The 14,678-nt window shown below is 56.9% G+C and carries 7 protein-coding genes, 2 tRNA genes and 2 rRNA genes; 5 read left to right on the forward strand and 6 right to left on the reverse strand.

Features of this window, described 5'->3' with window-relative positions; genetic code table 11:
- Positions 1–78: 78 nt before the first annotated feature.
- The 4 genes from J5W70_RS06730 to J5W70_RS06745 form a co-directional block, all read right to left on the reverse strand.
- A complete protein-coding gene (locus J5W70_RS06730) occupies positions 79–3,048 on the reverse strand; it encodes a 4Fe-4S dicluster domain-containing protein (protein ID WP_215832670.1) in 2,970 nt (989 codons plus the stop codon).
- A 77-nt stretch (positions 3,049–3,125) separates the two neighbouring features.
- Positions 3,126–3,704 carry a DUF6714 family protein gene (locus J5W70_RS06735; protein WP_102721287.1) on the reverse strand — a complete coding sequence of 193 codons (579 nt, stop codon included), beginning with the start codon at positions 3,702–3,704 and terminating at the stop codon, positions 3,126–3,128.
- A 102-nt stretch (positions 3,705–3,806) separates the two neighbouring features.
- Positions 3,807–4,511, reverse strand: coding sequence for a cytochrome c3 family protein (locus J5W70_RS06740; RefSeq protein WP_022398105.1), 705 nt, complete (start codon positions 4,509–4,511; stop codon positions 3,807–3,809).
- Between the two features lie 32 nt (positions 4,512–4,543).
- A complete protein-coding gene (locus J5W70_RS06745; RefSeq protein WP_022398104.1) occupies positions 4,544–5,749 on the reverse strand; it encodes a Gfo/Idh/MocA family protein in 1,206 nt (401 codons plus the stop codon).
- Positions 5,750–6,119: 370 nt separating this feature from the next.
- Here J5W70_RS06745 and J5W70_RS06750 point away from each other — a divergent pair, with 370 nt between their 5' ends.
- Positions 6,120–6,542: a hypothetical protein gene (locus J5W70_RS06750; RefSeq protein ID WP_022398103.1), complete on the forward strand. Its 423-nt coding sequence runs from the start codon at positions 6,120–6,122 to the stop codon at positions 6,540–6,542.
- Between the two features lie 280 nt (positions 6,543–6,822).
- Here the strand turns inward: J5W70_RS06750 and aroB are convergent, their stop codons facing one another.
- Together aroB and J5W70_RS06760 are read right to left on the reverse strand one after the other, a co-directional pair.
- Positions 6,823–7,935 (reverse strand): 3-dehydroquinate synthase, encoded by a 1,113-nt coding sequence (aroB, locus tag J5W70_RS06755; protein WP_022398102.1) that lies wholly within the window; start codon positions 7,933–7,935, stop codon positions 6,823–6,825.
- 75 nt (positions 7,936–8,010) lie between these two features.
- Positions 8,011–8,481 (reverse strand): hypothetical protein, encoded by a 471-nt coding sequence (locus J5W70_RS06760; RefSeq protein WP_146020123.1) that lies wholly within the window; start codon positions 8,479–8,481, stop codon positions 8,011–8,013.
- Positions 8,482–9,490: 1,009 nt separating this feature from the next.
- Here J5W70_RS06760 and J5W70_RS06765 point away from each other — a divergent pair.
- The 4 genes from J5W70_RS06765 to J5W70_RS06780 all read left to right on the forward strand — a co-directional run bounded on the left by J5W70_RS06765 (position 9,491) and on the right by J5W70_RS06780 (position 14,460).
- A 16S ribosomal RNA gene (locus tag J5W70_RS06765) occupies positions 9,491–11,002 on the forward strand.
- A 170-nt stretch (positions 11,003–11,172) separates the two neighbouring features.
- A tRNA-Ala gene (locus J5W70_RS06770) sits at positions 11,173–11,248 on the forward strand.
- Between the two features lie 89 nt (positions 11,249–11,337).
- Positions 11,338–11,414 (forward strand) — tRNA-Ile (locus J5W70_RS06775).
- Positions 11,415–11,624: 210 nt separating this feature from the next.
- Positions 11,625–14,460: ribosomal RNA gene (locus tag J5W70_RS06780) — 23S ribosomal RNA — on the forward strand.
- The 16S and 23S rRNA genes sit together here with 2 tRNA genes alongside, the layout of an rRNA operon.
- Positions 14,461–14,678: the final 218 nt, after the last annotated feature.

The following is a 14,678-nucleotide window of genomic DNA, read 5'->3' on the forward strand; positions in this document are numbered from 1 at the left end:
TGGTAGGGCCGCTCCCTGAAAGGAGCGGCCTTATTCTTTGGTGGGAAAGGCGTCTTTAACAAGTCTTCCGGCGGGATTTCATGCTTCCATGGCGGGGTTGGGATTCCCGGCCGGGGCCAGGTATCCCGTTCCGGGGTCCGTGCCCAGGGAGGAAAGAAGGCTCCTGTGGCGCGGCAGGGATTTGGCGCGGGAGACGGCGGCGGCGGGGTCCAGCACATTGCCGAAGGTGATGGCGCCCATCGGGCAGGCGAGCTGGCAGGCTGTTTGCGCCGCGCCGTCCGGCAGGAGCAGGTCTTTCTCCGTCACGTGGATGGAAGTGGAGGGCTGGCCCGGGTGTTCCTTCATCAGGCGGGATTTGTGCCTGATTTTGGCGCGTTCCACCATCTGGACGCAGTAGGTGCATTTTTCCATGACGCCGCGGGAACGAACGGTCACGTTCGGATTGCGCTGGAGGCGCGTGGCTTCCCCGGAGGCCTTGGCATAATCAAAAAAATTGAAGCGGCGCGCCTTGTACGGGCAGTTGGTGGCGCAGTACCGGGTACCCCAGCACCGGGCATATACCATAGCGTTCAGGCCCTCCGTGGTGTGGACGGTGGCGTTCACGGGGCACACGGACTCGCACGGGGCCTTGCCGCACTGCTGGCAGGCCACGGGAATGGCGGTGAGCGCCCCTGCCTCCGTGAAATACCGGTCAATGCGAATCCAGTCCAGCGCGCGTCCCTTCGCCATCTGGTCACGGCCCACCACGGGAATGTTATTTTCCGCCCGGCAGGCGATCACGCAGGCATTGCAGCCGATGCAGCGGGACGTGTCGATCGCCATTCTCCATTGGTACACGCCCTCCGCGCCGGACGGCGTGAACGGAGCCGGAGAGGCGCCGGACTGAAGGGCGAAGGGGGAGGGCTGCACGACGGGGCTTTGAACAGCTTCCGTACGTTCCGGAAGGGCGCGCAGGGCGGCCTGTTCCGGGGAAATTCCACAGCCTGCCGTTTTTTTCATCTGACTGCGGAATGCATAACCGTCGGAATTCTCCTGCCTCTCCGCTACGTGGTTCATGCCGCCATACCCCAGGGGAAGAACCATCAGGTTCTCCGCCACTCCGGGAATGGGGCACAGGATGGCTTCCATCCGTCCGCCGGGGACGGTCAGAGTGCAGAGCATCGGCCCGGAATCCGCGCCTCCCAGCCGCCGGAAGGTGGCGGGGGAAACCTGTGCGGACGCCGCCCAGCTGACGCCCGTTACGGGGTCCGGGCATTCCTGCATCCAGGCGTTGCGCTTCCAGCGGCCGTCCCCGATGGAATAATCCGGACAGAATTGCAGTTCCAGCAGGCCGTTTTCCAATCCGCTTCCGCTGTTGCCGGAGGGAGCAACGGGCGCTTGCGCCATGGCGGTTCCGAGGGCCGTTTCTTCCTGCGGGGACAGGGGGGGATAAGCCGTTTCTTCCGAATAGCCGCGCTGGAGCGCCTGTGTCCAGGCCGCAGTCTTGTTTTCCGGATTCACGGCGCGTTCAAAACATTTGCGCGCCCGGTGGTAAACGGGGGAAAGGTGCGTGGGCGAATTGTCCGCCGTGATGAGGTGGCCCTTGGTGGAAAGCAGCCCGGAAAGCACTTCTTCCGCAGAAATGCCCCCGTACAGGGGAAGAATGACGGGCTGGCGGTAGCAGAATCTGCCGCGGCAGTCCCATTCCACTCCCCATGATTCCAGAAAATGGGCCGCCGGCAAATGCCATCGGCAGGCGCGTGAGGTTTCATCCTCATACATCCCCAGATGAATGCTCTCCGTTCCGTTCAGGGCTTCCGCCAGTGCGGAGCCGTGCCCGGAATCCAGCACGGGATTTCCCGAATCCAGCAGGAAGGCGATATCCACCTCTTTCTTCCGGATATCCCGGATGAAATCCTCCAGCGTTCCGTGGGGCGGCGTGGACGGAGCCTTCAACAACTGGACGCACGTTCCGATAGAGCCGAGAAGGAGGTTGAGCTTCCAGACGCTTGCGGACAGTTCCGGATGATTGTCCCCCAGCAGGACCACGCTTTCTCCGGGATGGCTGAATAAATCGTCCGCGCAGTGGCGGAGCCAGGTGAATTCCCTTTCCGTCAGGGAGCGGTCCGTCTGCCGGGGAGGCTCTAGCGTCTGAAGGGAGGTTTTTTTACCGGAGAGATAGCGGAACAATTCCTCCAGAAAGACCGCCAGGCGCGCGGGGGAAACGGGCAGCCTGTGGTCGGCATGGGCTCCGGTCAGGGAAACGCGGCCCTCCACGGCGTAAAGGCGCGTGCGGTTCCGGTTTTCTTCCTTGTAATGGAGGCCCTCCGGGGAACGGGCGGCAATGAAATCACGCGTATTGCCGTAGGGATCCTCATGAAGGAAATCGCAATCCAGGGCAAGGATGCGTTTGGCGCGTGCGAAACGCACGCGGAAGCGGACCTCCTGCGGCAAGCCTGCCTGCATGCCGGAGCCCGGCGTGGGAACGGGAGAATAGCGGTAAATCCGCACGCCGGGGTTTTTCCTGCCGATTTCCTCCAGCATGGAGTGCATCAGGGGAGAATCCGTGGCGGGAAGAAGGATGCCGATATGGCCGCCGTCCCGCAGGTTGCGGGACCAGGAGGAAAAGGCTCCGCGGAATTCGTCCCCGGAAGCCGGCTTGCCGTTAAAGAGGATATGCTTGCTGCGGCCTGGGTCGTAAAGGTCCAGAATGGAAGCCTGGGCCGTGGCCGGCAAGCCCGGGCCTTCCGGATATTGCAGGGAGGGAAGCAGCTTGACGGGACGCCCTTCATAACAGGCGGCCAGCACGGGCAGCGCGCTCCCGCCCATGGTCAGGCAGGTGGCGTAAGCCGTTTCCACGCCGGGCACGGACCATTCCGGTCCTTCATTATAGGGAACCAGGTATTTTTCCACACGGCGGCAGGCCGGAAGCCCCACCCCCACCAGGACTGCGCCCGCGCCCATCCATTTCATGAAGGAGCGCCGCGTCATTTCCCGCTCTTCTTCCGGAAGAAAAGCGGGGTGGCCCTGGGGAGCTTCATTCTGGTGAAATGGGGGAAGGGGAGTCAAACCGGAGGATGATGTGGATTAACGGGAAATGGGAACGGCTTGTTTTAGGCAATCCGGAAGGTGAAATCAAGCGGTGATTACCGGCTGCACCCATCTTCAGGGCAGCGGAAGTCCGTGGAAAAAGGGCATCCGTCCTTTTTTTGACGGTATTCAATGTAATTCATTACGGCCTCAAGCTGGGGATCGTTCAGCAGGATGGCCCTGGATTCATAATCCCCGCAATTTTCCGGAACGAGGGGAAGGTAGTCCATGGCGTCGCAGGTTTCAAGCTGGCCGCGGAGGTCCAGCGTCAGCCATGCCGGCAGGAGAAAACGGTATCCCTTTGGATCGGTAAAAACCAGGGCGTCCCGGCATGCCCGGATCATGGAAGGGGTGATGCGGCGCCAGTCGGTCCGCTCTTCACAGGGGCCGATGGCGTCACAGGTTTCCCTGGGGGCGTACATGTCGATGAGTTCCGTCGTCATCAGGCCGATGCCGTCTTCCAGAATGACGCCGTCAAAGGCGGAATCTATTTGTTCCAGGAGAAGTTCTTCTTCATGCGAAACAGGTTTGGGGGCGGGGAAGGGGTTGGAAAATTCCTGCTGAAAATAAGCCAGAATATGCGGGACCGCTTCTTCCGGAGGGCAGGAGTAAACAATGCCGAGGTCCAATTCCATAACTTCATCATACAGTAACGGTCCGGCATTCATCTATCGCGAAAATGGAAGGTATGATGACTGGAAAGGCATGTTTGCCGGGAGCCGGCCTGCGCCCGGTGGTCAATGGTGGCAGGCGGTGCAGTCCATTCTTGGCTGAATCTTCCACTGGTGTTTCAGGAAATCTCCCAATTGAAGCGGAGTTTGGATGCGGTTTCCCTCCCCGTCCCGGATGGAATGCGTGCGAAGGTAATCCGCGGCGGAATAATGGGAGCTGGCCGTCTCCTCCAGCGGGCGCAGGTGCGGGGCGGGGTCGCGGTGGCAGTCCAGGCACCACTGCATGCGGGCATCGCGCGGAGCCCTGATGCGTTCCATGCCTGCCACGTCCCCATGGCAGGAAGTGCAGCCGATGCCGCGGTTCAGGTGGGCCATGTGGTTGAAATAGGCATGGCCGGACAGGCGGTTGACCATGACCCAGCGGACCGGTTCCCCCGTATAGCCGGGAAATTGGGGGTCCGCCGCCGCTCGCAGCGGAGCGATGAGCGGGCTGTCCGGGAGAATATGCTGGTGGCAGCCCAGGCAGGACTTCGTATCCGGAATGCCGGCCCTGGGAGAGCGCTGGGCGGCGCTGTGGCAGGCCGTGCAGCTCATCTTCAGGTCTCCGGCGTGGAGCTTGTGGGAAAAACGCACCGGCTGCACGGGTTCATACTCCGGAATCTGGAAATTGACGTAATACACCCCACCCAGCGCCAGCGCGGCGGCGAGCGCAATCAGCGCGACGCCTCCGTAAAAGCGCCTGTTGGTATTGGGTGGAAAGATGTTGGCCATGGTCCGGTAGAGAGAAAAGGCGGGACCCGCCGTCAGGCCGCTCTGCCCGGCCGCGGAATGCGGGCGGGAGGCAGAGGCGTATCCATCGTCAGGTCTTCAGGCACCAGCCGCGTGGCGCTCTTCTTAATCTGTTCCCAGGTGATGCGCTGCCCGGTATGGGCCGCTTCACGCCCCATGATGGCGACCAGCGTTTTATTGGCCGCGCTTTCCAGCGTTTGTTTCCAGGTTCCGGAGCGGAGGAAACGGTAAAAGGCCACGTGCGTGTCCGCGTACATATTGCCCCGTTCCCCGCGGAAACGCCAGCGCTTATCCGCCTGGATATGGGGGCGGTACGGGGTGACCAGCATCCCTTTTTCACAAACCGTCCGGTCCACGATCTCCCCGTGGCAGCCTACCCACTGCCTGCATGAAATGTGGGCGGCCACGTTGTGGTCGTACTCGAAATAAACGTCGTAATGGTCCCACACGTCGCCGTCGTCCCGGCGCTGGGCGCGTCCTCCGGAGCCGAAGGCCGCCAGCGGAAGCTGCTCGTTCATGGACCATACCATGCCGTCGATCGTGTGGACGATCTGTTCCACGAACTGGCCGCCGCTCAGCCAGTTCCAGGCGGTCCAGTTGCGGAGGGCCCACGCCACGTCCGTATCCGAGGAAGGGCGGGAATCCAGAGCCAGCGGGGATTTGGGGGGCGTGGTGTAATACAGCCCGTCAAAGGAAAGCACGCGTCCCAGTTCTCCGGAGGAAAGCTTGCGGTGGGCTTCCTCATTCGCCTTGTCATAGCGCCAGCAGAACCCGTCCAGAATCACCAGATTTTTAAGCTTTGCCAGACGCGCGGACTCCAGCACGGAAAGCACGCCGGGAACGTCCACCGCCACGGGCTTCTCCGCATAAATGTGCTTGCCGGCGTCAATGGCCGCCGCCAGATGCTCCGGACGGAAGGCGGGAGGCGTGCAGAGCAGCACCACGTCAATATCCGTTTGAAGCAGCTTCTTGTAACCGTCCAGGCCGTCGAACAGGCGGCTCTTGTCCAGCTGGACGCGGCTGCCGTACTGTTCCGTCAGCAAATTGGAGCCGAAATCAATCCGTTCCCGAAACACGTCCGCCAGCGCCCAGACTACCGTTCCGGGGTCGGCGTCCAGCGCGTTCTTCATGGCGCCCAGGCCGCGGCCTCCGCAGCCTACCAGGCCCACCTTGAGCGGTCTTGCGTCCGTCAGGGCTTCCGCGGCGTTCAGATAGGGCATGGCTGCCAGGAACCCGGCCGTTCCAGCGGCGGTTCTCAAAAAACGGCGTCTGTTCCAAATAGGGTAACCCATCTCAGCGGAATTATACGGCGTCAGCCCATGGAATCAAACGCTGTATTGAAATGGTGACGCAAAAAGTAGACGCAACCTCCGTTTCCGGAAATTGCGTCTACTGAGGGAACCAATGAATGCACTATATTCTGGCTATTAGGTTGAACAGGGCTACTCCCCCTGTTCAGAAAGCAAAGCGCACGCTGCGGAATATTTTGTCTGAAAAAACATTTCGTGAGAGTAAAAAACTGATTTGACTCCGGAATCCCCAGTGTTCATGATAAATCCAATGAGGCCTCCGGCTTTCCAACCAATCATCATGATGAAGCAAAATCTCATTCCTTTTACAGCGGTTTTGGCGGCATTTGCCCTTGTTTCCTGTGACGGCGGCAAAAAACAGGATCAATCCCCGGATGCCTCTGCCGCCAGCGAACAGGCCGTTCCCAAAACGCCGGGAGAAAAAATCCTGGCCGTTCTCCTTCTTATTCAGGACCAGGCTACGGCAAACGCCCATGCGGCGGAGGTGAAGGAGCTGGCCGTGGCCCTTCCCAAGGACATTCCCCATCAAGAAAGCGTGAACATCATGAATGAACTGCTCCGTCTGGCCAGCCGGGAATGCTATGGCTCCCTGTCCCTGGAAGACGCCTTGAAGGGCATCCAGTTTGACGCCGGGGAATACACGGGCAGCGTGCCTCTGGACGTGGATGGCTTTGAACCTACCCCGGACGAGCCGAAAAAGTAAATTCCCCGTGCCGGGAAACGATGGACTGTTTCTGCGCCTTTCCCATCCCGTTCTTCCGGGAAGGGAGAGGCGTTGCTTTTCGGGCGCCGGATACGGAAAATAAATGTCCCGGCTTCCAGGCTGTTCCGGAGGGGACGGTTTTTCTGCGGTTCAGGGAAACACTCTGAATCTTTCTCCTGCTGGAAAAACATGCTGGAGGAAAAGGAGCGGAAAGATGCTCCCCTTCCGTTCTCCGGAATTTTTTTGCCCGGCTGATGGGGCAACGCCGTAAAAAGGAAGCTCAGGGCAGGGGGCGGCGCAATTCTTCAATGGCTTCCGCCATATCTTCCCGCGTAATCTTCTTGGAAATGCCTGCTTCCCCCGCCTTGGAAAGCAGAACGAAGCGGATGGTTCCGGCCCGGAACTTCTTGTCGGACGCTGTCTTCTTGAGAACCGTTTCCGTATCAATGTCATCCGGGAGAACCAGGGGAAGTTCCAGAGCCTGGAGGGTGCAAAGAATCTTCTTGGCGTCGGAAGAGCTCAACCCGGCTTTCCGTTCGCTCAGGAACAGGGCGGCGCGCATGCCGAGCGCCACGGCTTCCCCGTGCAGGATGGTGCCGTAGGGAACAGCGGCTTCAATGCCGTGGCCGATGGTATGGCCGAAATTGAGCAGGGCGCGGATATCCAGTGTTTCCAATTCATCATTCTCCACGATGCGGGCCTTGATCGCCACGTTCCGGGCAATCAGATCGGGGAGTTTGGCGATGGTATTCAGGGAAAAGCCGATGGAAAGCTCCGGTCCCAGGCCTTTCAATTCATGGAGCATGGAAGCATCCCGGATGGCCGCGTGCTTGGCGGCTTCCGCCAGGCCTTCCGCCAGCGTGCGGCGGTCCAGGGTCACCAGCGTGGTGGGGTCGATCACGACAACGGCCGGCTGATGGAACGCGCCTGCCAGGTTTTTCCCTTCCGGAATATTGACGGCAGTCTTGCCCCCTACGGAACTGTCCACCTGGGCGACTACCGTCGTAGGAATCTGCATGAAAGGAATGCCGCGGTAATAAATGGAAGCTACGAAGCCGGCCAGGTCTCCCACCACGCCGCCGCCCAGGGCGGCAATGCACCCGGTGCGGTCAATGCCCGCCCGTACCAGCTCGGAACACAGTTCCTGGGCCTGCAGCATATTCTTGGACGCTTCTCCGGCATCCACCACATGCAGGCTGGGCATGAACCCAGCGCTCTCCAGGGACTTCATCACGCGTTCCGCATAAAGCGGGGCTACGCAGGTATCCGTAATAATCGCAATCTTGCCGTCCAGTCCGGCGCGGTAGGCAAACTCACCCACGCGGTCCAGCGCGCCGTTTTCCACGTGGATATCGTAGGAACGTTCCCCGAGAGCAAGAGAAATGGTAGGCATGGGGCCAGTATGAGGCATTCCGGAAGGAAGCTCAAACGGAAAGTGCGAATGAGGCAAAGAAGATGCAATCCGCCTCTAATGCGTCCTTGTCTTAGGCGCCAGCGGGGAAAGGGTTTCCAGAATAACCTTTAAATGTTCCGCGCGTGCAGGCGTAAAGCCGCCGTCATCCTTCCAGATGATATTGCCGTTGCCGTCCAGCAGTACAATCGCGGTCTCCGCCTTCTTGTGGAGGGAAAGCCTGCGGCGCACGAAAGCCTGGTCGTAATAGGAAATAAGGGAATTGGTCTTCATGTAGAAATCCGGAATATCCCCCAGGGCCTGTGTAAAGGCGGGAACGTCCCCCTCAATGGGAGGCGGCTGCAGGACCAGCAGAATATTGTACTCCACCGGGGTGGGCGTATGCTTGTACTGCTTGCGGAGGTCTTCGCAGAACGGAAGCCACTTCTTCATGCTGTACAGGGTTTCCGGATGAAAAACGGTCAGCATGATATGGAAGCTTTTAGGCACGATGGGTGGAAGGGAAACGTTATCCCCCAGCAAATTCATGCCGTTGATATCCGGAAAACGGTAACGTCCGTTTCCTCCTCCATAAGGATGCTCGGGGTCGGGCGTTGGCAAGTGGATTTCCTGATTCTTCATGCGCGATTAGACAAAATTCAGGCGGGGATTGTTCATGGGAAGGGTTAAGTGAGACAGGGCGCGGAAATATCGAACGGTGAGGGCGCGGAAAAAAGAATCCCCGTCCGTGCGTGGCCTTGGAGGAAAAGAAAGTAAGGGGTAGAAATAAAGGTATCGGCAGAGAAGGCGAGCCGTCGGCCCTTGTAAAAGGAAAAAAGAAAACCTCTTCCCCCTTGGGCTGTTGAAACTCCTCGCTTGGCCAGCCCTTCTTCCCCCCTTCTTTTCTCCAGGGCGCCGATATCGTAAAAAGGAAGAAAGCCCCCTCTCGTTCTCGCCGGCAAAGGGAAGGGCTCCTGGACCTTTGGGAAGACTGCTGCGCCATCCGAAAAGAAAATGTTCAAAAAAATGGCACGAGGGAGGGGGAGTATGACAAAAGCCTAACTATTTTATAAATTGGAAGTTATGAATGGACGTGACAAAATGGGTGAAAGACTCTCACAAAAAACGACTCGAAAAAAATTGACAAGGGAGGTGAAAATGGTAGACTTCTCGGCACGCCAACACGGCGACGGGATGAAAAGCCCGGCGGCAGGAGGGACTCGGAAGAGGGCCTGAATGAAGCCGGGGCCGGCCACCCGGAAGAGCCTCATTAAAGGGGCCGATAAGAAGATTTCAAGGGAATGACTACCGAACCCGCCGAGGGTTTTCCTGAATGCGTCGAGAGACGTGTGAGGGAGAAAAAACCCGAAGGAGCGACCTAGCTCCGAGAGGGGCGGATTGGTAGAAGCAAGGGGAAAGAAAAAAGGTCGTGACGCGCGCCGTGCTTGGCAGAGCGAAGAGGACCTCAAGAGACACAACTTGAGGGAAGAGCTGACTGAAGCATGGCGCAGATGAAATCGAAAGATTCCATTTGGTCCAGCAATTTCAAAAATTATATTTGATGGAGAGTTTGATTCTGGCTCAGAACGAACGCTGGCGGCGTGGATAAGACATGCAAGTCGAACGAGAGAATTGCTAGCTTGCTAATAATTCTCTAGTGGCGCACGGGTGAGTAACACGTGAGTAACCTGCCCCCAAGAGTGGGATAGCCCCGGGAAACTGGGATTAATACCGCATAAAATCGCAAGATTAAAGCAGCAATGCGCTTGGGGATGGGCTCGCGTCCTATTAGTTAGTTGGTGAGGTAACGGCTCACCAAGGCGATGACGGGTAGCCGGTCTGAGAGGATGTCCGGCCACACTGGAACTGAGACACGGTCCAGACACCTACGGGTGGCAGCAGTCGAGAATCATTCACAATGGGGGAAACCCTGATGGTGCGACGCCGCGTGGGGGAATGAAGGTCTTCGGATTGTAAACCCCTGTCATGTGGGAGCAAATTAAAAAGATAGTACCACAAGAGGAAGAGACGGCTAACTCTGTGCCAGCAGCCGCGGTAATACAGAGGTCTCAAGCGTTGTTCGGAATCACTGGGCGTAAAGCGTGCGTAGGCGGTTTCGTAAGTCGTGTGTGAAAGGCGGGGGCTCAACCCCCGGACTGCACATGATACTGCGAGACTAGAGTAATGGAGGGGGAACCGGAATTCTCGGTGTAGCAGTGAAATGCGTAGATATCGAGAGGAACACTCGTGGCGAAGGCGGGTTCCTGGACATTAACTGACGCTGAGGCACGAAGGCCAGGGGAGCGAAAGGGATTAGATACCCCTGTAGTCCTGGCAGTAAACGGTGCACGCTTGGTGTGCGGGGAATCGACCCCCTGCGTGCCGGAGCTAACGCGTTAAGCGTGCCGCCTGGGGAGTACGGTCGCAAGATTAAAACTCAAAGAAATTGACGGGGACCCGCACAAGCGGTGGAGTATGTGGCTTAATTCGATGCAACGCGAAGAACCTTACCTGGGCTTGACATGTAATGAACAACATGTGAAAGCATGCGACTCTTCGGAGGCGTTACACAGGTGCTGCATGGCCGTCGTCAGCTCGTGTCGTGAGATGTTTGGTTAAGTCCAGCAACGAGCGCAACCCCTGTTGCCAGTTACCAGCACGTAAAGGTGGGGACTCTGGCGAGACTGCCCAGATCAACTGGGAGGAAGGTGGGGACGACGTCAGGTCAGTATGGCCCTTATGCCCAGGGCTGCACACGTACTACAATGCCCAGTACAGAGGGGGCCGAAGCCGCGAGGCGGAGGAAATCCTAAAAACTGGGCCCAGTTCGGACTGTAGGCTGCAACCCGCCTACACGAAGCCGGAATCGCTAGTAATGGCGCATCAGCTACGGCGCCGTGAATACGTTCCCGGGTCTTGTACACACCGCCCGTCACATCATGGAAGCCGGTCGCACCCGAAGTATCTGAAGCCAACCGCAAGGAGGCAGGGTCCTAAGGTGAGACTGGTAACTGGGATGAAGTCGTAACAAGGTAGCCGTAGGGGAACCTGCGGCTGGATCACCTCCTTTCTATGGAGAAAGTGCATGAAAAATGCACAGGTCGGATCTCTTCCCGAGGGAAGAGAGAGCGAAACCCGCGAGGGCCCGCAACGAACCAAAGATGTGTAAACAGCCAGTTCGCTTGGAGCGAAACTAGGCACGACGTGCGTGACGACCTTTTTTCAAAAAGAACCGCAACTGGGGGTATAGCTCAGTTGGTAGAGCGCCAGCTTTGCAAGCTGGATGTCCGGGGTTCGAGTCCCCGTGCCTCCACCAGTTTCGGTAAGAAGGCGGCAACGGAGAACGATAAATGGCTATTAACTATTGCCTGTTCACTGTTAACTGCCTCTGCGAGACCCAAAACCGGGCCTGTAGCTCAGTTGGTTAGAGCACGCGCTTGATAAGCGCGGGGTCACAGGTTCAAGTCCTGTCAGGCCCACCAAAAAAATCGATTATTGAGGGAAAGCGAAAATTGACATCTGCGTGGCAAAGAAAACAATTGCTGAGAAGCAATTGCTTTCCAACAAAGTGGGTAGTTGAAAAACAACTACAATACACAATTTAAAACATGCATACCAAGAAATAAGACAATACAGTAAGTCACGAAAGGGCTTTGTGGTATTGTGGAAGTGGTAAAAAACTTTTGCAATATGATGAAGTAAGTAAGGGCGTACGGTGAATGCCTTGGTGCCAACAGGCGAAGAAGGACGCGGCAAGCTGCGAAAATCCTCGGGAAGCTGCAAGCAAGCGATGATCCGGGGGTATCCGAATGGGGTAACCTGATCGAGGCAATACTCGATCGTTCATACCTGAATACATAGGGTATGAAACGCGAAACCCGCTGAAGTGAAACATCTCAGTAAGCGGAGGAAAAGAAAGAGAAATCGATTCCGTAAGTAGTGGCGAGCGAAAGCGGATGGAGCCCAAACCGAAGGTACTCCTTCGGGGTTGTAGGACCACGAGATATTCGACCATACTGGATAGTAGAACAGCCTGGAAAGGCTGGCCGTAGAAGGTGAAAGCCCTGTAGACGAAATCCAGCGTGGGAATTAGTGGGATCCTGAGTAATACATCACACGTGGAACGATGTATGAATCAGCGCGGACCACCGCGCAAGGCTAAATACTAGTTGGCGACCGATAGTGAACAAGTACCGCGAGGGAAAGGTGAAAAGAACCGCTGTGAGCGGAGTGAAATAGAACCTGAAACCGTATGTCTACAAAGTGTCAGAGCAGAGCAATCTGCGATGGCGTGCCTTTTGTTTAATGAGTCTGCGAGTCAGTGTTTGTGGCAAGACTAAGGGCTTCCGGCCCGGAGTCGCAGCGAAAGCAAGTCCGAATAGGGCGAATTAAGTCGCAGGTACTGGACCCGAAGCGGAGGTGACCTACCCTTGGCCAGGTTGAAGCATGGGTAAAACCATGTGGAGGACCGAACAGGTGAACGTTGAAAAGTTCTCTGATGAGCTGAGGGTAGGAGTGAAAGGCTAATCAAACCCCGTGATAGCTGGTTCTCTTCGAAATGCATTTAGGTGCAGCGTCACGTGCTGATGCGCGGGGGTAGAGCACTGACAAGGCTAGGGGGCACACCCGCTTACCAAACCTTATCAAACTCCGAATACCGTGCAATGGAACGTGGCAGTGAGACAGTGGGGGATAAGCTTCATTGTCGAGAGGGAAACAACCCAGACCAGCAGCTAAGGTGCCTAAATAACGCTCAGTGGAAAGGATGTGGGATTACACAGACAGTGAGGATGTTGGCTTAGAAGCAGCCACCATTTAAAAAATGCGTAATAGCTTACTCATCGAGTGATCCTGCGCCGAAAATGATTGGCGATCAAGCGTTATACCGAAGCTCTGGACTTTACCTTACGGTAGAGTGGTAGAAGAGCGTTGCATGCGCGTTGAAGGGTGATGGCGACTGACCCTGGAGCACATGCAAGTGAGTATGCAGACATGAGTAACGTAAAGCCGGGTGAAATCCCCGGCCGCCGTAAACCCGAGGTTTCCAGGGCAACGTGTTTCGTCCCTGGGTTAGCCGGGACCTAAGCCGAGGCCGAGAGGCGTAGGCGATGGATATCAGGTTAATAATCCTGAGCTCGCGACCCTTAAACTGGGGGGACGCATGAGAAAAGATGACTAGGTTATTGAATTCCGAGTTGAGTCCACGGACTCAGCGCATCATTGGATCGAGTGCCAAGAAAAGCCCCAGCGTATGCTAAGCGACCCGTACCGCAAACCGACACAGGTGGGTGGGTAGAATATACCAAGGCGTAAGAGTGAAACCTGGTTAAGGAACTCGGCAAATTAGCCCCGTAACTTCGGAAGAAGGGGTGCCTGCAGCGATGCAGGCCGCAGAGAAATGGCCCAACCGACTGTTTATCAAAAACACAGCACTCTGCAAAGACGCAAGTCGAAGTATAGGGTGTGACACGTGACCAATGCCGAAAGATTAAGGCAAGGGGTTAGCCGCAAGGCGAAGCTCTGAACCCAAGTCCCGGTGAATGTCGGCCGTAACTATAACGGTCCTAAGGTAGCGAAATTCCTTGTCGGGTAAGTTCCGACCTGCACGAATCGTGAAACGAGTTGGGCACTGTCTCAACCAGGCGCTCAGTGAAATTGTAGTGGCGGTGAAGATGCCGCCTACCCGCAGAAGGACGGAAAGACCCTATAGACCTTAACTGTAAGCTGTCATTGTTTCTTCGGTTTTAATGCTCAGAGTAAGTGGGAGACGCTGAAGACGCCCTTTAGGGGGCGTCGGAGTCATCAATGAGACACCACCCTTTGAAACTGGAGGATCTAACCCTGAGCCGTGAATCCGGCCAGAGGACCGTGTCAGCCGGTCAGTTTTACTGGGGCGGTATCCTCCCAAAGAGTAACGGAGGAGCGCGAAGGTGGGCTCAGCCCGGTTGGCAACCGGGTGTCGAGTGCATGGGCATAAGCCCGCCTAACTGTGAGACCAACAAGTCGAGCAGATGCGAAAGCAGGCCCAAGTGATCCGGCGGTAGAAAGTGGAATTGCCGTCGCTCAACGGATAAAAGGTACCTTAGGGATAACAGGCTGATCACGCCCAAGAGTTCATATCGACGGCGTGGTTTGGCACCTCGATGTCGGCTCGTCGCATCCTGGGGCTGGAGAAGGTCCCAAGGGTCCGGCTGTTCGCCGGTTAAAGCGGCACGCGAGCTGGGTTCAGAACGTCGCGAGACAGTTCGGTCCTCTATCCTCTGTGGGCGTTGGAAAATTGAGGGGTTCAGACCTTAGTACGAGAGGACCGGGTCTGACGCACCACTGGTGCATCGGTTGTACTGTCAAGTGCATGGCCGAGTAGCTAAGTGCGGACGGGATAAGCGCTGAAAGCATCTAAGCGCCAAGCCCATCCCAAGATGAGTTTTCCCTATAGGTTCGTGGAAGACCACCACGTTGATAGGTCGCAGGTGTAAGTGCAGCAATGTATTGAGCCAAGCGATACTAATCACCAATAGACTTCATCATATTACATCACTCCCGTTCGTGAATAACAACTTGCTGTTGTCTTGTTCATTGGATGTATGTTTAAAAGTAACACCACCAGCCACGCAGATGTCAGTTTACGCTGATTCCTTCCCCTCGTAACGAGAGGAAATCTTCTTAGCCACACACACAACAACCCTTAAAAAATCCCCCTCAAAGCCCCCCAAGGGCTCCCGGGCAGGCAGGATGAAGAGAAAAAA

The organism is Akkermansia massiliensis, assembly GCF_018847375.1.
GTDB classification, from domain to species: Bacteria; Verrucomicrobiota; Verrucomicrobiia; order Verrucomicrobiales; family Akkermansiaceae; genus Akkermansia; species Akkermansia massiliensis.